The organism is Pseudomonas abyssi (genome assembly GCF_002307495.1).
GTDB classification, from domain to species: domain Bacteria; phylum Pseudomonadota; class Gammaproteobacteria; order Pseudomonadales; family Pseudomonadaceae; genus Halopseudomonas; species Halopseudomonas abyssi.
In genome coordinates this window covers 127,689-144,851 of the sequence record NZ_NTMR01000005.1, presented here as the reverse complement: position 1 = coordinate 144,851, position 17,163 = coordinate 127,689, and the positions used below count along the sequence as shown (strand labels likewise).

19 protein-coding genes and 3 tRNA genes are annotated in these 17,163 nt (G+C 62.4%); 10 read left to right on the top strand and 12 right to left on the bottom strand.

What is annotated here, in order from left to right:
* Positions 1 to 34 precede the first annotated feature (34 nt).
* The 3 genes from CNQ84_RS05375 (at position 35) to CNQ84_RS05365 (ending at position 2,269) form a co-directional block, all read left to right on the top strand.
* Positions 35 to 832: a TatD family hydrolase gene (locus tag CNQ84_RS05375; protein ID WP_096003882.1), complete on the top strand. Its 798-nt coding sequence runs from the start codon at positions 35 to 37 to the stop codon at positions 830 to 832.
* 137 nt (positions 833 to 969) lie between these two features.
* Entirely contained in the window at positions 970 to 1,440 is a 471-nt protein-coding gene (locus tag CNQ84_RS05370; protein WP_096003881.1) for a multidrug transporter, read from the top strand.
* A 10-nt stretch (positions 1,441 to 1,450) separates the two neighbouring features.
* Complete coding sequence (locus CNQ84_RS05365) at positions 1,451 to 2,269, top strand: SDR family oxidoreductase (RefSeq protein ID WP_096003880.1); 819 nt, start codon at positions 1,451 to 1,453, stop codon at positions 2,267 to 2,269.
* On the opposite strand, the gene CNQ84_RS05360 is transcribed toward CNQ84_RS05365, so the two are convergent.
* Entirely contained in the window at positions 2,270 to 3,298 is a 1,029-nt protein-coding gene (locus CNQ84_RS05360; RefSeq protein WP_096003879.1) for a Leu/Phe/Val dehydrogenase, read from the bottom strand.
* A gap of 165 nt (positions 3,299 to 3,463) precedes the next feature.
* On the opposite strand from CNQ84_RS05360, the gene CNQ84_RS05355 reads away from it, so the two are divergent.
* Complete coding sequence (locus tag CNQ84_RS05355; RefSeq protein ID WP_096003878.1) at positions 3,464 to 4,306, top strand: Tim44 domain-containing protein; 843 nt, start codon at positions 3,464 to 3,466, stop codon at positions 4,304 to 4,306.
* A gap of 191 nt (positions 4,307 to 4,497) precedes the next feature.
* Here the strand turns inward: CNQ84_RS05355 and CNQ84_RS05350 are convergent, their stop codons facing one another.
* The gene (locus CNQ84_RS05350) at positions 4,498 to 5,052 is read right to left on the bottom strand and encodes a response regulator transcription factor (RefSeq protein WP_096003877.1); all 555 of its coding nucleotides are present in this window, start codon (positions 5,050 to 5,052) and stop codon (positions 4,498 to 4,500) included.
* The gene (locus tag CNQ84_RS05345; RefSeq protein ID WP_096003876.1) at positions 5,052 to 6,320 is read right to left on the bottom strand and encodes an ATP-binding protein; all 1,269 of its coding nucleotides are present in this window, start codon (positions 6,318 to 6,320) and stop codon (positions 5,052 to 5,054) included. The genes CNQ84_RS05350 and CNQ84_RS05345 overlap by 1 nt, the downstream gene beginning before the upstream one ends.
* Before the next feature lie 175 nt (positions 6,321 to 6,495).
* Between CNQ84_RS05345 and CNQ84_RS05340 the strand changes: the two genes are divergently transcribed.
* On the top strand, positions 6,496 to 7,197 hold the full coding sequence (locus tag CNQ84_RS05340; RefSeq protein WP_096003875.1) for an SIMPL domain-containing protein: 702 nt from the start codon (positions 6,496 to 6,498) through the stop codon (positions 7,195 to 7,197).
* 109 nt (positions 7,198 to 7,306) lie between these two features.
* On the opposite strand, the gene CNQ84_RS05335 is transcribed toward CNQ84_RS05340, so the two are convergent.
* Both CNQ84_RS05335 and CNQ84_RS05330 read right to left on the bottom strand, forming a co-directional pair.
* Positions 7,307 to 7,522: a hypothetical protein gene (locus tag CNQ84_RS05335; RefSeq protein WP_096003874.1), complete on the bottom strand. Its 216-nt coding sequence runs from the start codon at positions 7,520 to 7,522 to the stop codon at positions 7,307 to 7,309.
* Between the two features lie 62 nt (positions 7,523 to 7,584).
* Complete coding sequence (locus tag CNQ84_RS05330; protein WP_096003873.1) at positions 7,585 to 8,268, bottom strand: energy-coupling factor ABC transporter permease; 684 nt, start codon at positions 8,266 to 8,268, stop codon at positions 7,585 to 7,587.
* Positions 8,269 to 8,412: 144 nt separating this feature from the next.
* Here CNQ84_RS05330 and CNQ84_RS05325 point away from each other — a divergent pair, with 144 nt between their 5' ends.
* Both CNQ84_RS05325 and CNQ84_RS05320 read left to right on the top strand, forming a co-directional pair.
* A complete protein-coding gene (locus CNQ84_RS05325; RefSeq protein WP_083727909.1) occupies positions 8,413 to 8,589 on the top strand; it encodes a DUF3094 family protein in 177 nt (58 codons plus the stop codon).
* A gap of 89 nt (positions 8,590 to 8,678) precedes the next feature.
* Positions 8,679 to 10,001, top strand: a complete 1,323-nt coding sequence (locus CNQ84_RS05320) for an NAD(P)/FAD-dependent oxidoreductase (RefSeq protein ID WP_096003872.1) — start codon at positions 8,679 to 8,681, stop codon at positions 9,999 to 10,001.
* 672 nt (positions 10,002 to 10,673) lie between these two features.
* Here the strand turns inward: CNQ84_RS05320 and CNQ84_RS05315 are convergent.
* The 6 genes from CNQ84_RS05315 to CNQ84_RS05290 form a co-directional block, all read right to left on the bottom strand.
* Positions 10,674 to 10,749: transfer RNA gene (locus tag CNQ84_RS05315), tRNA-Lys, on the bottom strand.
* 14 nt (positions 10,750 to 10,763) lie between these two features.
* Positions 10,764 to 10,840 (bottom strand) — tRNA-Pro (locus tag CNQ84_RS05310).
* A gap of 13 nt (positions 10,841 to 10,853) precedes the next feature.
* Positions 10,854 to 10,929: transfer RNA gene (locus CNQ84_RS05305), tRNA-Asn, on the bottom strand.
* Positions 10,930 to 11,117: 188 nt separating this feature from the next.
* Positions 11,118 to 12,665, bottom strand: a complete 1,548-nt coding sequence (locus CNQ84_RS05300; RefSeq protein ID WP_096003871.1) for a phosphoenolpyruvate carboxykinase — start codon at positions 12,663 to 12,665, stop codon at positions 11,118 to 11,120.
* Between the two features lie 159 nt (positions 12,666 to 12,824).
* Positions 12,825 to 13,706: an Hsp33 family molecular chaperone HslO gene (gene hslO, locus CNQ84_RS05295; RefSeq protein ID WP_096003870.1), complete on the bottom strand. Its 882-nt coding sequence runs from the start codon at positions 13,704 to 13,706 to the stop codon at positions 12,825 to 12,827.
* Between the two features lie 33 nt (positions 13,707 to 13,739).
* Positions 13,740 to 14,147 (bottom strand): RNA-binding S4 domain-containing protein, encoded by a 408-nt coding sequence (locus CNQ84_RS05290; protein ID WP_096003869.1) that lies wholly within the window; start codon positions 14,145 to 14,147, stop codon positions 13,740 to 13,742.
* 102 nt (positions 14,148 to 14,249) lie between these two features.
* Here CNQ84_RS05290 and rimB point away from each other — a divergent pair, with 102 nt between their 5' ends.
* Complete coding sequence (gene rimB, locus CNQ84_RS05285; RefSeq protein ID WP_096003868.1) at positions 14,250 to 14,711, top strand: retropepsin-like aspartic endopeptidase RimB; 462 nt, start codon at positions 14,250 to 14,252, stop codon at positions 14,709 to 14,711.
* A gap of 44 nt (positions 14,712 to 14,755) precedes the next feature.
* Positions 14,756 to 15,661 (top strand): 30S ribosomal protein S6--L-glutamate ligase, encoded by a 906-nt coding sequence (gene rimK / locus CNQ84_RS05280; protein WP_096003867.1) that lies wholly within the window; start codon positions 14,756 to 14,758, stop codon positions 15,659 to 15,661.
* 161 nt (positions 15,662 to 15,822) lie between these two features.
* Here the strand turns inward: rimK and yrfG are convergent, their stop codons facing one another.
* Entirely contained in the window at positions 15,823 to 16,497 is a 675-nt protein-coding gene (yrfG, locus tag CNQ84_RS05275) for a GMP/IMP nucleotidase (protein WP_096003866.1), read from the bottom strand.
* An 82-nt stretch (positions 16,498 to 16,579) separates the two neighbouring features.
* Between yrfG and nudE the strand changes: the two genes are divergently transcribed.
* Complete coding sequence (gene nudE / locus CNQ84_RS05270) at positions 16,580 to 17,146, top strand: ADP compounds hydrolase NudE (protein WP_096003865.1); 567 nt, start codon at positions 16,580 to 16,582, stop codon at positions 17,144 to 17,146.
* The last annotated feature ends 17 nt before the right edge of the window (positions 17,147 to 17,163 follow it).

The window sequence follows — 17,163 nt, the reverse complement described above, 5'->3', positions numbered from 1 at the left end:
TGCAGCTCGCTACGCGTAGGCGTAGCGTCCCCCCATGCCCTACATCGACACCCACACCCATCTCGACTTCGCTGCCTTTGATCCTGATCGCGATCAGGTGTTGAGCGACTGCGCGCGCCTGGGTGTCGAACGGCTGGTGGTGCTGGGCGTTACTCGCAGCAACTGGGAGGGGGTCTGGAGACTCTGTCAGCAGCACGACAACCTGTTCGCTGCCTTTGGTCTGCACCCGATGTTTATGGCCGACCATCAGCCGGAGCATATTGCGGCGCTGCAGCAAAACCTGGCTGAGCGCCTGAGCGCAGCGCAGTGCTGTGCTGTCGGCGAGTACGGCCTGGATTACTGGGACAAGCGTGCCGACCGCGCCGCTCAAAAGCAGCTATTCGAGGCACAGCTGCAATTGGCGGTCGACTGCAAGCTACCCAGCCTGCTGCATGTCCGCAAGGCCCACGCTGACGTCATCGCCACGCTCAAGCGCTATCGCCCGGCCCGAGGCGGCGTCATTCACGCCTTCAGCGGCAGCCCGGAAGAGGCCAGCGAATACCGCAAGCTCGGCTTCAAGCTGGGGTTGGGAGGCGCCGCTACCTGGCCGCAGGCACACCGCCTGCGCAAGACCGTCGCGGCCCTGCCCGCCGAGCAAATCGTGCTCGAGACCGACAGTCCGGATATGGCGCCGACCTTCCACGCCCATCAGCGCAACAGCCCAACCCTGCTGCCGGCTATTGCCGCGGCGCTGGCCGAGCTGCGCGCCGAGCCGCTCAATCAGTTCAGTGCACGCTGCTGGCAGAACAGTTGCGAGCTGTTTCAATGGCCCTGTGCAGCAGACCAGATTTGATAGGCTGAGCACCGGGACAGTGATACAGGTGCCACTTGCGCCCTGACACGTCGTACACTGCCAGCGGCTCATCATGCACTTGCCGGCATACGGCCTCCCTGCCCGACGCGGCAAACTGCTTCAACGAGGACCCCATCATGCCCTACGGCATTGCACTGTTTCTAATCTGGCTGGTACTGCTGCTGCGCTTCCCCCGCGTGATGCTGCCGGTCAGCGGTATCGTCGCCGCTCTCGGCCTGCTGCTCGCAGCGGTCATGGGCGTCCTGCAATGGCAGCAGGGCCAACGTATCGACAAGCTGGCGTTCGAACTGCAATACCAGCCAGAGAGCTGCCCGTTCGGTCAGCCGTTGTTTGTCAGCATCCGCAATCACGGCGACCGGACGGCGCGCAATATCAGCTGGCAGCTGTGGGCAAACCAGCCCGGGTACAACTCGAATCTGGTCGATGTGGCCGCCAGCGACCAACGTTTCAACCTGGGCATCGATCTGCAACCGGGCGCTGATACCCAGGTGTGCTACAGCCTGCCGCGCCTACGCAGCGGCTACCGTGAGAGCGAGCTGGAATACCGGGCCGACACGGTACGCGCGGACTTTATCAAAGAACAATAAGGAGAAAAGCATGACCCAGCCCGTCGCCCTGATTACCGGCTGCTCGTCCGGTATCGGCCAGGCATTGGCACTGGCCTGCCTTGCGGCCGACTATCAGGTATTTGCTGCAGCGCGCCGTACCGAGACCCTGACCCCGCTGACCGACAAGGGCGCCATCGCCATTGCTCTGGATGTCAACGACCCGGAGCAACGCCGGCAGTGCATCGAGCAAATCCGCACGCAAGCCGGCCGTCTGGACCTGCTGGTCAACAACGCCGGCTACGGCGCAATGGGGCCGATTCTCGACGCTGACCGCGACACCCTGCTGAAGCAATTCGACACCAACGTCTTTGCGCCACTGCAATTGGTGCGCGACAGCGCCGATCTACTGCGCACCGCCAAGGGTCTGATCGTCAACATCGGCAGCGTCTCTGGCGTTACCACAACCCCCTTCTCCGGCGTCTACTGCGCATCCAAAGCGGCTCTGCACGCCATCTCCGACGCCCTGCGCCTGGAGCTGCATCCCTTCGGCATTCAGGTACTGAACGTCATGCCGGGGGCGATTGCTTCGGATTTCGGCAACAACGCCACCGCCGCCATCACCATGGCAGAGACCTCCTGGTTCAAACCCTGGGAAAAGGCGGTGCAGGCACGCGCCAAGGCCTCGCAAAACGCACGCTCGACCAGTGCCAGCGACTTCGCCAACGAACTGCTCGGCTATATCCGCAACCCGGTACGTCCGGAAAATGCGCTGATCGGCTCAGGCGCGCGCAGCATGGTGCGCCTCAAGCGCTGGCTGCCGACCTCGATCCTCGACAAGCGCCTGCGCAAACGCTTCAAACTGGAGTAGTCAGGTCGCGTCGGCGAACAGCACCTGCTCAGCCTGACGATCTGCCACCTCGGCAGGCGAGCGTCCCTCAGCCCGACTCTCGGCAAAGATCGAGTCCAGTCGTGCGCCAATGCCCTTGACCCGGGCGGCGATCTCGCCGGCGTCGACCCCACGATGCGTCAGCGCCACGTGCAGCAAGCCGCCAGCATTAATCACATAGTCAGGGGTGTACAGGATATCGCGAGCGACCAGTTGCTCGGCCAACTCCGGCTCCACCAGCTGGTTGTTGGCCGCGCCGGCAATCACCGCACAGCGCAAAAGAGCCGCACTGCGCTGACTGATCGCGCCGCCCAGCCCGCAGGGCGCGAACAGATCGCACGGCGTTTCGTAGACCGCGTCCGGCGCCAGCGGCTGGGCGCCCAACTCCTCTGCCGCCAGCCGCACCTTGCCCTGATCCAGATCGGCGACCAGCAGCTCGGCGCCTTCGGCTTGCAGCAACTGCGCCAGGGCATAACCGACATTGCCGAGCCCCTGCACCACCACCCGTACGTCGGCCAGCGAGCCCTGACCCAGGCGCGCGCGGACCGCCGAGCGCATGCCGGCCAGAACGCCCAGCGCGGTGTGTGGAGATGGATCGCCGGCATGGGTCGTACTGGTCACGTGCCCGGTGTGCTGGGCAATGCAGTCCATGTCGGCGCTACTGGTGCCACTGTCGACCGCCGTGATGTAGCCGCCGCGCAGCGATTCGATGCAGCGGCCAAAGGCCTCGAACAACGCCGCACGGTCAGCTATGTGGGGTTGGCGCAGAATCACCGCCTTGCCGCCGCCCTGCTCCAGGCCGGCCAACGCGGCCTTGTAGCTCATGCCGCGAGCCAGCCGCATGGCATCGGCCAGAGCGTCATCCAGCGAGTTGTAGGCCAGGTAACGACAGCCGCCCAGCGCTGGGCCAAGCCGGGTGTTGTGTATGGCGACCACCGCTTCCAGCCCGGTTGCCGGGTCGCTGAACAGATGCAGCGCTTCCATTCGCTCTGACCGCATGGCTGCAAACATGTATGCTCTCCCACCTTTCAGAGTGTCTGATCAGGCGATTGAGAAACGACCTGCGTGCGAGCGCCAAGGTTCGCCATCGCCTGTGAAATAACCATACACACTATTCCCCGCCATTGCCCGTGACGCTTTGGCAAACTTGCCGTCCCGCCTAATGGAGAGTTGAACATGCGTTGGTTACTGCCTTTTTTCACCGTGCTGCTGATGATTACCGTCAGCGCTCCTGATGCCGAAGCGCGCCGTATGGGTGGTGGCAAAAGCTTTGGCAGCTCACCGACGCACCAAAGCCAGCCGGCCCAGCGCCAGCAAGCTCCGCGTGATCAGCAGGCGGCACCACGCCAGCAACAACCGGGCGCTGCGGCCAACTCCGGCGCCCGTCGCTGGCTGGGTCCGCTGGCCGGTATCGCCGCCGGTGGTCTGCTGGCTGCCATGCTGTTTGGCGACGGTTTTGAGGGGATCCAGCTGTTCGACATCCTGCTGCTGGGCCTGATTGCCTTTGTCCTGTTCAAGCTGTTCAGTCGCCGCGCGCAGCCGCAGATGCAGTCCGCTGGCGGCCCCGCGAGCATGCAGCGCGAAGCCTCGCCACTGTTCACCCCGACAGCCAGCGCCTCGCGTGCGCAGCCGGCCCAGCCATACGACACGCCGGCCTGGTTTGATGCCGAGGTTTTCCTGCGTGGCGCCAAGGAGCACTTCTACACCCTGCAGCGCCATTGGCGCGACAATGACATCGCCGGCATGAGCGAGTACATGACGCCTCAACTGGTGCGCCAGTTGCAGCAGGAGCGCGCATACCAGCCCCCAACCGAGAACGGTTTTGTCGATCACCTGGAAGTCCGGCTCGACGGCATCAGCCAAGGCGACGGCCACACCCTGGTTACCGTCAGCTTCAGCGGCCTGGACCGCGACAGCGCTGAAGATGCCGGTCAGTGGTTCGACGAAAGCTGGGCACTGGAACGCGCCGACGGCGACAACCAGCCTTGGATCATCACCGGTATTCGGCAGAACGGTTAAGCGTGCCGCAGGCGCGCTTTAGCGGCAAGCGGCAAGCGGCAAGCGTGCTTAGTTTGGGTTGGGCGGCTAGGCCATCAAATGATTTCTACGGCCTTACTGCCATGCGTAGCTACAAAGAAACCCGCGCGATTCGCAACCGCGCGGGTTTTGCTTGCAGCTTGTGGCTCGCCGCTTGCGGCTAGCGCGGCGCGCTAGCGGCGCACTGGCCTCTTCTGCAGTTTGCGCTGCAAGGTGCGGCGGTGCATGCCCAGGGCGCGGGCAGTGGCAGAGATGTTGCCTTCGTGTTCGGCGAGCACCCGCTGAATGTGCTCCCACTGCAGCCGGTCCACCGACATCGGATGCTCGGGCACCAGCGTTTCGGGGTCAGCCTGTTCGGACAACAAGGCGGTCAGTACGTCGTCGGCGTCGGCCGGCTTGCACAGATAATTGCAGGCGCCACGCTTGATGGCCTCGACCGCCGTGGCGATGCTGGAGTAGCCGGTCAGGATGACGATGCGCAGCTCCGGATAGAGCTCCAGCAAGCGCGGCATCAGCACCAGGCCCGAATCCCCCTCCATCTTCAGATCAAGTACCGCGTAATCAGGACGCTGGGCGCGGGCAACCTCCATCGCCTCCTCCGCCCCACCGGCCGTATCCACCTGCAAGCCGCGCCGGCTGAGGGCGCGCGCCATCACGCGGGTAAAGGTCGGATCATCGTCCACCAGCAGCACACGGGGCTGCTCTTCCTGATTCAACTCGTCGGTCATCAACGTTCTCCTGCCGCCACCGGCAACTGTACTTCGGTCAGGGTACCACCACCGTCCTGATTGAACAGCCGTACACTGCCCCCCAATCGCTCCACCGCAGCCTGGCTGAGGAATAGCCCCAGGCCAAAGCCCTTCTTGCCCTTGGTCGTGACAAAGGCCGTGCCCAGTTGCTCAGCGATATGCAACGGCACGCCCGGCCCATGGTCACGAATGCGCAGCGTCAGTTGCTGGGTATCCCATTGCAGGCTGATCTGAATATTGTCCGGACAAGCATCGGCGGCATTGTTCAGCAAGTTCAACACCGCCTGCCCCAGCTCAGGCGTCGCGCGCATCACTGGCGGTGTGCCCTGCTGCAGCGGCAACCATTGCCAGGCCGCTTCCGGCCGCATCAACTGCCAGCGCTCCAGCAGGGCACGCAGCCAGACATCCGCCGACTCGTCCTGCTCCGGCTGCAAGCGACTGCTTTCGGCGCTGCGCACCATGTGCTGCAGACTTTCCTTACAGAGCCTGACCTGCTCTTGGAGCACGGCCATGTCCTCCTGCAGCTGCGGGTCGGCGTAATCCTTGCTGATCTCCTTGAGCAGCACGCTCATGGTGGACAGCGGTGTAGACAGCTCATGCGCCGCCCCTGCCGCAACACTGGCAATGCCCAGCAGTTGTGCGTCGCGCGCGCTCTGTTCCCGTCGCTGGGCCAGGCGCTCGGCGTGCTGACGCAGGGCATCGGCCATACGTACCACAAACAGGCTGATCAGCCCGGCACTCATGGCAAAGTTGAGCCACATGCCAATCACGTGCAGATTGATCAAGCCTCCGCCCAGCGGGATTTCAAAGGCCGTCAACGGCTGATACCAGACCAGCAAAGCGCTATAGGAGGTGACCGCCACTACCGCCAGCACCGCCGTAAAAAACCACGGCAGAGTTGCCGCAGCGATGGTCAGCGGCACCAGGTAATAGGACACAAAGGGGTTGGTGGGCCCGCCGGAGTAATACAGCAGCACACTGTGAATGACCATGTCGAACAGCAGCTGCAGGGCATATTCCAGGCTGGTCACCGGCCAGCGAGTGCGCAGCCTTAGCAACGTCAGGATACTGACCAGCGCCGAGACACTCAGAGCCGCCAGCAGCGGTGTCCAGGGCAGCGGAAACCACCCACTGAGATAGGCAGCCAGCACCGACACGCTCTGCGCCAGCAACACCAGCAGGCGAATCAGCACCAGGCGCCAGAGGTTCTGCCGAGACGGGGACAAAGCCAAGGTGTTGGGACTCATGAGGGTACGATGGGGCACGCAAAAAACTCCAGTATAGGGCGCCCGCCGCCGGGGCCGATGTGACACAGGGTCGCATAAACTGCCGGGGCGCGACTGAAAAACTACCTGCGACAAGCTGTCCGGGAACCCGCCGGCAACCCGCCTGTCTGATCCAGCACTGCACAAGGAGAACACCATGCGTACACTGTTTCTGCACCTGACCGGCCTGCTACTGAGCGGCAGCCTGCTGGCCAGCGCCGCCCAGGCCGACGAGCCACGTTACAACCAGATTTCCCTGCAAACCCAGGTCGAGCAGGCGGTCAACCATGACACCATGCAAGTGACCTTCTACGCCGAGGCGCAGGATCGCGACCCGGCCAAGCTCGCCGAGACCATCACCCAGCGCCTCAACGCCGGGCTGCAAACCGCCCGCCAGAGCCAGAACATCCGCGTCAGCAGCGGTAGCCGCAGCAGCCATCCGGTATATGACGAGAAAGGTGAAAACATCATTGCCTGGCGCGAACGTGGCGAACTGAATATCGAGGGCAGCGACTTTGCCGCCATTTCAGCGCTGACCGGTGAGCTGCTGGGCGACCTGAGTCTTGGCAGCATGCAGTTCAGCCTGTCCGCCGACAGCCGCCGCGAGACCGAAGACCAGCTGATCGCCAAAGCCATCGAGGCGTTCAAGGCACGGGCCGACATCGCCACGCGCAGCCTCGGCGGCAGCGACTACAAGATCGTTAACCTGAACCTCAACACCCAGTACATGCAACCGGTGCGCTACCGCGCAGAGAAGCTGATGATGGCCTCCGACGCCGCTGGCAGCGCGCCGCAGGTCGAAGGCGGTCAGTCAGACGTCAGCGTCAGCGCCAACGGCGTGATCGAAGTGCGCGACTAAGCTAAGGTCTGTTGCCGTTTGGTTCACCCGCCTGCCCGGTGGGGCCGTTGCGCCCATAACAGGAGGAGCACGAAACAGCAACAGACCCTAGCCAGCCCCTCTGCGCCCCTCAGGGGCGCATGAAGGCGTAATCCTGGTCGTCATCCAGATTGTTGGCCAGGAAATCCAGCTCGCTGGCAATATCGGCCTGCGAGCGGCCTTTTTTGTACACCGCAATCACTTCACTCATCAGCGCGCGTGCCAGCGCCTGTTCGTCGTACCCCGCCGCCGCAGCCTTCTCGATAGCCTCGGCCATGACCTGTTGCGCAATCTTGTATGCAGACATCGGTTTTCTCCTGTTCGATGATGCATTTGAGCACAGGCGCCAATCCCGGACATTGACCTGCCTCAGGGCTTGTCGTCATCCAGTGGCGCCTGCAGATACCTGTCGGTATTGAACGTCTCAACCCAGTCCGGATGGAAGACAATCAGCGCCGCGATTGCCGTGCCATTGACGAATCCCTCGGGAAACATCACCAGCAGCAGATAACCCAGCAACTCGACCAGGCTGCCCGGCGGCACCAGCTGCCCGGACCAGTGCAGCAACCCCATGCCGGTCAACACCGTCCCCACCGCGCTAAGACCGGCGGCAAAAAAGGCACTGATGAAGATGTAGAGAAACAGGTTGCGTGGCTGGCGCGCCTCCAGCGCCCGGCTGAGCGCCAGGGTAATGGCGACCGGCACCAACACCCGCAGCAGCCCGTTGGCCCCCAGTGCGGCGAGGTCGTCGAGCCCCAGCAGCACCAACGCCAACTGCGCGATGGCGCCGGCAACCAGTGCCAGTGGCCAATCGAGAATCAGCGTCACGGCGGTCAGGCCGAGAAAATGCACCGTCAGCCCGCTGTCAAAGCCGCGGCGTACCAGCCACAGTGCAAACAGGGCAAAGGCGCAACCGTAGAACAGGTGCTGCCGACGGCTGTCGGCCACCAGCTCGACCCAACTGACCCGGGTCAGCGCCCAGAGGGTCGCCGCAGCATAAATCAGCAGGCAGAGAAGCGATTGCACGGGTGTTAACAGCGCGGCGGACAACATGACAACCTCCCATTGGTGACAGCGATGATAGCAGGCAGCTCCAAAGGAGTAATGCAATCAGGCGGGCGAGGGTCTAGAATGAGCGCAAAGTCAGTCAAGCCTTGGCGCAGCAACGCACTGCAATGCACACAAAAAAGGCCGCCCATGCCCAGTCGTCTACACCCCGAAGACCAGAAGCGTGTTGACCAATACCTCGCCTCACCGGTTCACCAGGTAGAGCGCCGCCCGTTCCGGGTCTGGATACTCATCGCCCTGGTGGTCGGCTCGGTTGTTGGCCTGGGTTTACTGTCACGCCTGCTGGCCCAGCTCGTCGCCGTCTGATCACTCGACCACGCCAGCTCCCGCCCGCCTGATGACAGCCAACCGGAGCGCAGACTGACGCCCGTTTCCATTATCCGTGAGAAACCAAGATGTCAGACTCAGCAAACCCCAGCGCGCCCCCGCGCATTGTCGTTGTCGGCGGTGGCGCCGGCGGCCTGGAACTGGTTACCCGCCTGGGCCGCAAGCTCGGCCGCAAGGGCAAGGCCAAGATCACCCTGGTCGATGCCAACATGACCCACATCTGGAAGCCGCTGCTGCATGAAGTCGCCGCCGGCTCGCTCAACTCCACCGAGGACGAGTTGAACTACGTGGCCCAGGGCAAGTGGAACCACTTCGCCTTCCAGCTGGGTGCCATGACCGGTCTGGATCGCGAGCGCCGTACCATCCAACTGGCCGCCATTCAGGACGAGAACGGCGTTGAGCTGATCGCCCCGCGCGAGCTGGACTACGACTACCTGGTCCTCGCCGTCGGCAGCACCACCAACGACTTCAACACCCCCGGCGCCGCCGAGCACTGCCTGTTCCTCGACACCCGTGCCCAGGCTGAACGCTTCCACCGCCAGCTGCTCAACCAATACATGAAAGCGCAGGCCAGCGAACGCGGCGCCGCCCGTGAGCCGATCAATGTGGCCATCATCGGTGCCGGTGCCACCGGGGTCGAACTCTCCGCCGAGCTGCACCACGCCGCCCAGCTGCTGCGTGCCTATGGCTTCAACCGCATCAGCCCGGAAGACCTCAACATCAATATCATCGAAGCCAGTCCGCGCCTGCTGCCGGCGCTGCCCGAGCGCATTGGCGGGCCGGTGACGCAGATCCTGCGCGATCTGGGTGTGCACCTGCATACCGGCTCGCCAGTGAAAGAGGTCAAGGCCGACCGCCTGGTCCTCGGCAATGGCGAGGAGATTCCCGCCAGCCTGAAGGTCTGGGCCGCCGGCATCCGCGCCCCGGCCTTTCTCGCCGGCCTGGGCATGCCCACCAACCGCATCAACCAGTTGGAAGTCGACCGCACCCTGAAGGTCAATGGCGAAGACCGCATCTACGCTTTCGGTGACTGCGCCGCCTGCCCGACCGATGAACCCGGCAAGTTTGTCCCGCCGCGCGCGCAAGCGGCTCACCAGCAGGCCAGCCTGCTGGCCAAGAACCTGCGCAACCTGCTCGAGGACAAGCCGCAGAAAGAGTACAGCTACCGCGACTACGGCTCGCTGATCTCACTGTCCAGCTTCAGCGCGGTAGGTAACCTGATGGGTAACCTGACCGGCAGCGTGATGCTGGAAGGCCGTCTGGCGAGGATGTTCTATGTCTCCCTCTACCGCATGCACCAGATGGCTCTGTACGGCGTGCCACGCACGTTGATGCTGATGTTGAGCGACCAGTTCGGCCGACCCACCGAGCCGCGCCTGAAGCTGCACTGAGCGCCTCTGAGGTCACCAACAAACCCCGCCGCGTGCGGGGTTTTGTTTTGGTGAGTCGCGCAAGCCTAAGTTAGAGCTACAGGCAAGCAACCAAAACCGTTAACCAAATACTCGAATGATTGAGTGTGCACCCGGGGTTCGTCCCGTTTACGCGGGCGAGTAGCGCAGGCCTGACGGGAAAAAGAGTCATAGGCTGTCTGAGGAGCGCAGCGACGAGTTTTATGACTCCCCGTTAGCCCGAGCAACGCAGCGAACCCGAAGGGCCGCGTAGTCGGGTGCCCCGGGGGATCGCTAAGGGGGGCTGGGCAAGCAGCCCCCCTTAGCTCGCCGGGAAGGCGAAAGACTGACCCAGTAACAGCACAATGCAAGAAGTGACGGCGTTTGATAGCGCTCCGCGTCCGATGTTCCGACAACACGATTACCCCGGGCTGCCCTCTTCCGAAGGTGCCTAGCAATACGGAGAGCGCTCTAAGTGCTGCTGGGGCTAACCCTGGCAAAGCCCCGCCAGTCCATGCCCGACATTTAGCGACGCGTGTTGAGCCAGCAAGCCAGGCTGCGGACAAACTAGATGCCGTGCCCACACGCCAGCCAGAAACGCAAAAAACCCGCAACAGGCAGGCCAGGAGAATTAATTCAGATAGAAAGGAAAGGTTCTGCTAGGAAGGTTTTGAGTGGTGGGTCGTGTAGGATTCGAACCTACGACCAATTGGTTAAAAGCCAACTGCTCTACCAACTGAGCTAACGACCCATGCTCAAAAAAACTGGTCGGGGTAGAGGGATTCGAACTCTCGACATCCTGCTCCCAAAGCAGGCGCGCTACCAGGCTGCGCTATACCCCGTACTATTTCAAGTTGGCTCCGCGACCAGGACTCGAACCTGGGACCCAATGATTAACAGTCATTTGCTCTACCAACTGAGCTATCGCGGACCGGCCTTGAAACACCTCAACAAAGGCAGTGGTTGGTACACATATCCCCTGCTGAGGCGCGCCATTTTACCGGCCAGCGCTGGAGTGTCAACCCTTTTTATCTCTTTTATTTCAATGTTCTATGCCTGTCGCCCAGAAACACGAAACCCGCCAGCAGGCGGGTTTCGTCAGAGCAGCGGATTAACGGCTCAGGCCAGTTGCGGACCTGCTGCAACGATGGCGTCGGAAACCTCAAACTTCTTGAAGTTCTCGACAAACAGCTTGGCCAGATCCTGCGCCGCCTGATCGTAGTCTGCGCCGTTGGCCCAGGTGTTGCGCGGGTTCAGCAGCTTGGTTTCAACGCCCGGAACGGCCTTGGGCACATCCAGGTTGATAACCGGCAGGTGCTCGGTCTCGGCACCGATCAGCGCGCCAGACTGAATCGCGGCGATAATCGCGCGGGTCGTCGGGATGCTGAAGCGGCTGCCGGTGCCGTAGGAGCCACCGGTCCAGCCGGTGTTGACCAGGTAGACCTTGCTGCCGAAGGCGTTGATGCGCTTGATCAGCAGCTCGGCATACTCGCCGGCCGGACGCGGGAAGAACGGCGCGCCGAAGCAGGTAGAGAAGGTCGACTTGATGCCGCCGCCAGAACCCATCTCGGTAGAACCGACCAGTGCGGTGTAACCGGACAGGAAGTGGTAGGCCGCCTGCTCGTTGTTCAGGATGGAGACCGGCGGCAGAACGCCAGTCAGGTCGCAGGTGAGGAAGATAATGGCGTTCGGCTCGCCGGCCAGGTTGGCCTCGACGCGCTTCTCGACGTGTTCCAGCGGGTAGGCTGCGCGGGTGTTCTGGGTCAGGCTGACATCGGTGTAGTCGGCGTGACGGCTCTGCGGGTCGATCACTACGTTTTCGACGATGGAGCCAAACTTGATCGCATTCCAGATAACCGGCTCGTTCTTCTGCGACAGGTCGATGCACTTGGCGTAGCAGCCACCTTCGATGTTGAACACAGAGCCTTCGGCCCAGCCGTGCTCGTCGTCACCGATCAGGTTACGCGCCTCATCGGCGGACAGGGTAGTCTTGCCGGTACCGGACAGACCGAAGAACAGGGTGGTGTCACCGTCGTCGCCCACGTTGGCAGCGCAGTGCATCGGCAGCACGTCTTTGGCCGGCAGCAGGAAGTTCTGCACCGAGAACATGGCCTTCTTCATTTCACCGGCGTACTGCATGCCAGCCAGCAGTACCTTGCGCTGCGCAAAGTTGATGATCACACAGCCTTCGCTGTTGGTGCCGTCACGCTCAGGCTCGCAGACAAAGTAAGGCGCGTTCATGATCTGCCAGGCGTCCTTGGCGGACGGATTGTACTGCTCGGGATTGATGAACAGGGTACGGCCAAACACGTTGTGCCAGGCGGTCTCGGTTTCCATCACCACCGGCAGGTAGTGCTGCGGGTCGGCACCAACGTGAACGTGGGAGACAAAGCTTTCCTTGCTACCCAGATAATCGGCAACGCGGGCCCACAGGCCATCGAATTTGTCGGCCGGGAAAGGACGGTTGACGGCGCCCCAGGCGATCGCAGCGCTGGTGGAGGGCTCATCAACGATGAAGCGGTCCATCGGCGAACGGCCAGTGCGCTCGCCGGTCTTGACTACCAGAGCGCCGGTGTCGGCCAGCTGGCCTTCGTTGCGCTGAATGGCCAGCTCGATCAAATGTGCGACGCTGAGGTCGGTATACACGGTGTTGGTAGCTTGCGTCATCAAACAGGGTCCTCTTCGACTTTGACCGAATATAGCGCTAAGACCGACCAATTCGGTCTAAGTCTGTGGGGTTCAATTAGGTTTCATCCATGGAATACAGCGCTGGCTAGCGCGCAGGCGCGCCATTATGCCAAAAAAAAGACAATGACGCAGCCTGCCTCAGTGCAGACTGCGCGCGTGCTCGGCGGCGGCATCGAACAGCGCCTGCACTGCCGCCTCATCGTAACGGTAACGGCTATTGCAGAACTGACAGTCGACGGTGATCTCGCCACCCTGTTCCTGCAGCAGTTGCAGCACATCCTCGCGCCCCAGGCTGACCAGCGCATTGCCCGATCGCTCGGCCGAACAACTGCATTCAAAGCGGGCCGGGCGCGCGTCAAACAGTCGCACCTCTTCCTCGTGGTACAGCCGATGCAGCAGCGTCTGGTTATCCAGGCTGATCAGCTCTTCGGCAGTCAGCGTGTCGGCCAGGATATTCAGCCGCTGCCAGGTTTCCTCACGCTCCTGGACATCGCGCTGGCGATCCGCCGGCAGCGCCTGCAGCAGGAAGCCCCGGGCCACGCGACCATCGGCCCGCAGACGGAAACGGGTGGGCAATTGCTCGGAGTTGGCAAAATAGCTGTCCAGCGCAGCGGCCAATGAACCGCCTTCCAACGGGACGATCCCCTGATAGCGCTGACCATTGGTCGGGTCGATGGTAATCGCCAATACGCCATCGGGCATCAGCTCACTCAGCGTCTCGCCCTGCAGGTCATCGGCATAACGTGCAATGCCGCGTACTGCCTGCTCGCTGGAGCACTCAACCATCAGCGTAGACAGCGGGCCACTGGAGCGCGCTTGCAGGATCAGCAAGCCATCGAACTTGATGGTGGTCGACAGCAGCACGGCAGCAGCGAGCATTTCGCCAAGCAGCGCCTGCACCGGCTGCGGGTAGGCATGCTTGGCCAGGATCTCGCGATAGCTGCTGTCGAGCGACGCCAGCTCACCGCGCACATCGGCGTTGTCGAAGATAAAGCGCTGGGTAATGTCCTGAGCGGCCATGATGCACCTTTAAAAAGCCGCGATTATAACCAATCAGTCCGCTGACGGTGTATTACGCTCATCGCGAAAACGAAAGATCTGCCGCCGTTGCTTCTTGCTGGGTCGGCCATCGCTGATCAGTCCGCCGGCGCCCTGCGCCTTGCGTTGGGCAGCCGCCGCCTCACGGGCAGCGATGCTCTCGGCGCTTTCGCGGTAGAGCAACTGAGCCTCCGGTGCACCACGGCGCTGATCAGATAACTGCAATACTTCGACGCTACGCTGGTCCAGGCCTTGCCGGATCTGCAGCTGATCGCCAACACGGATTTCCTTGCTGGCCTTGCAGCGCTCGCTGCCACAGTGCACCTTACCCCCTTCAATGGCGCTTTTGGCCAGTGAACGGGTCTTGAAAAAACGGGCCGCCCAGAGCCACTTGTCCAGGCGCAACTTGCCAACATCCTGCATAGGGTCTGTACTCCTCTTGCCGCGTCACTATAACAGGCTTGTCGAATTTTCAGAGTTGCCGCATGATGCGCGCCCAACGGCCTGCGGCCTGGAGAATCCAGCGTGAAAACCTTTGATCATCTGAGCGTGATCGGCCTGCGCGAGTGGGTCGCGCTGCCCGACCTTGGCATCAGTCAGATGATTGCCAAGGTCGATAGCGGTGCCAAGACCTCAGCCCTGCACGCCAGCAATATCTGCACCTTTGAGCGCGATGGACAGGACTGGGTCCGCTTTGACGCCCACGTCGGCAGCCGCAGCAAGCAGAAAACCCGCACCTGCGAAGCCCTGCTGATCGATCTCAAGCGCATCAAGAGCTCCAACGGCCAGATGCAGGAGCGCTTCGTCATCCGCACCTCCATGGTGCTGGGTGACCGCAGCTGGCTGGTCGACTTCACCCTGACCTGCCGCAAGGCGATGCGCTATCGCATGCTGCTGGGCTGCACCGCCATGCAGGATGGCCAACTGGTGATCAATCCGGGTCTGCGTTTCGTGCAGGACAAACCACAGCCCGATAACCTCGGCTGACCCCTTACCCCTCATTCCGCCGTAGCCGCGCCAAGGGAAGTACCATGAAACTTGCGATTCTGTCGCGCAACGCCAAGCTGTATTCCACCCGTCGCCTGATCGAGGCCGCGACCGAGCGCGGCCATGAGGTACGTGTGATCGACACCCTGCGCGCCTATATGAACATCGCCAGCCACAAGCCGTCGATTCACTACAAGGGCGAGGAGCTGGAGGGCTTCGACGCGGTCATTCCGCGTATTGGCGCTTCCATCACCTTCTACGGTACAGCGGTGCTGCGCCAGTTCGAGATGATGGGCGTGTTCCCGCTGAACGAGTCCGTCGCCATCAGCCGCTCGCGCGACAAACTGCGTTCATTGCAGCTGCTGGCGCGCAAAGGGGTCGGCCTGCCGGTCACCGGCTTTGCGCACTCCCCCGACGATATCCCTGACCTGATCAGCATGGTCGGCGGCGCGCCGCTGGTCATCAAGCTGCTGGAGGGCACCCAGGGTATCGGTGTAGTGCTGTGCGAAACCGAGAAGGCCGCCGAATCGGTGCTGGAAGCCTTCATGGGCCTGAAGGCCAACATCATGGTGCAGGAGTACATTCGTGAGGCCGGCGGCGCCGATATTCGTTGCCTGGTGGTGGGTGACAAGGTGATTGCCGCCATGAAGCGTCAGGCCAAGCCCGGCGAGTTCCGCTCCAACCTGCACCGCGGCGGCAGCGCCAGCCTGATCAAGATTTCCCCGGAAGAGCGCATGACCGCCGTACGTGCGGCCAAGGTCATGGGCCTGAACGTCGCCGGTGTGGACATTCTGCGCTCCAACCACGGCCCGGTGGTGATGGAGGTCAACTCGTCACCCGGCCTCGAAGGCATCGAAGCCACCACCGGCAAGGACGTTGCCGGCCTGATCATCGACTATATAGAGAAAACCGCACGGCCCAATCAGACGCGGACGAGGGGGAAGGGTTAGCGGCAGCTGCAAGCCATAAGCTGCAAGCCGCAAGCTAAAAGCCTTGGCGGACACGCCTTTGGCTTTGCCCGCCCTACCGCACCATGCTCTCGTCATGGCGCAAAGAACCATACAAACCCGCGCGATTCAACACCGCACGGGTTTTGCTTGAGGCTTGTGGCTCAATCCGCGCTTGCGCGGATGACCCCTGCGGCCAGCGCCGCATAACCCTCTACCGCCTCAAACTCCTCCGTGTCACGGCGTGCGCCGCGACTATCGGGTTCGCGTACGGCGAGCAGGTGGGCGATGCCGTAGTCACGGGCTGAGCGCAGCACGCTCAGGCTGTCGTCGATAAACAGGGTACGCTCCGGGTCAAAGGGCATGTCCGCCTGCAGGGCATGCCAGAACGCCTGCGTTTCCTTGGGGTAGCCGTAATCATGGGAGCTGATCAGGCGCTGAATCCAGGTGCGCAGCTCCACCCGTTCCAGCTTGAGCGACAGCGAGTCGCGGTGGGCGTTGGTGATCAGCACCACTTCGCGCCCGGTTTGCTGCAGCGTCTGCAAAAAAAGATCGGCATCCGGTCGCAGGCTGATCAGGTGGGCAATCTCGCGCTTGAGTTCGACAATCGGCAAGCCCAGTTCACGGGTCCAGTAATCCAGGCAATACCACTCCAGTTGCCCCTGAATCGCCTGCATCATCGGATACAGCTCGGACTTGGCCCAATCGACCGACTGGCCGTGATGACGGGCGTAGCAGGCGGGCATATGCTCCAGCCAGAAGTGGTTGTCAAAGTGCAGGTCCAGCAGGGTGCCGTCCATATCCAGCAAGACGGTATCGATCATGTTCCAGTTCAGCATGGCGGCTCGGACTTGGGCTTGGGAATGTGCTTTGGGTGCGGCTATGATACCCAAGCCCCCGGCCTATCACCACGGAGTCTCCATGCCGCAAAAGCCGCAAACGCTGGAAGCCAAGATCGTTGCCAAAAGCCGCCTGTTCACCGTCGAGCAAGTGCAGCTGCGTTTCAGCAATGGTGTTGAACGCACCTACGAACGCCTGGTCAACAAGGGGCAGGGTTACGGTGCGGTGATGGTGGTCGCCATGCAGGATGCGCGCACCGCCCTGCTGATCGAGGAATATTGCGGCGGCACCGACGACTATCAGCTGTCGCTTCCCAAGGGGCTGGTCGAGCCCGGCGAGGACGTGCTTGATGCGGCAAACCGTGAGCTGATGGAGGAAGCCGGCTTTGGTGCGCAGCAGCTGGAGTTTCTGACCCATCTGTCGCTGTCACCCGGCTACATGAGCCAGAAGATCGCCGTGGTCCTGGCGCGCAACCTGTTTGAAAAACGGCTCCCGGGCGATGAACCGGAGCCCATCCGCGTCGACCAGGTCGACTTGTACCAGCTCAGCGAGCTCACTGCGCGGCCCAACTTTACCGAGGGCCGGGCGCTGGCGGCGCTCTATCTGGTGCGTGATCTGCTGGAGCAACGCGGCGAGCTGCAACGCTGAGCCACACAGGAGGTTCC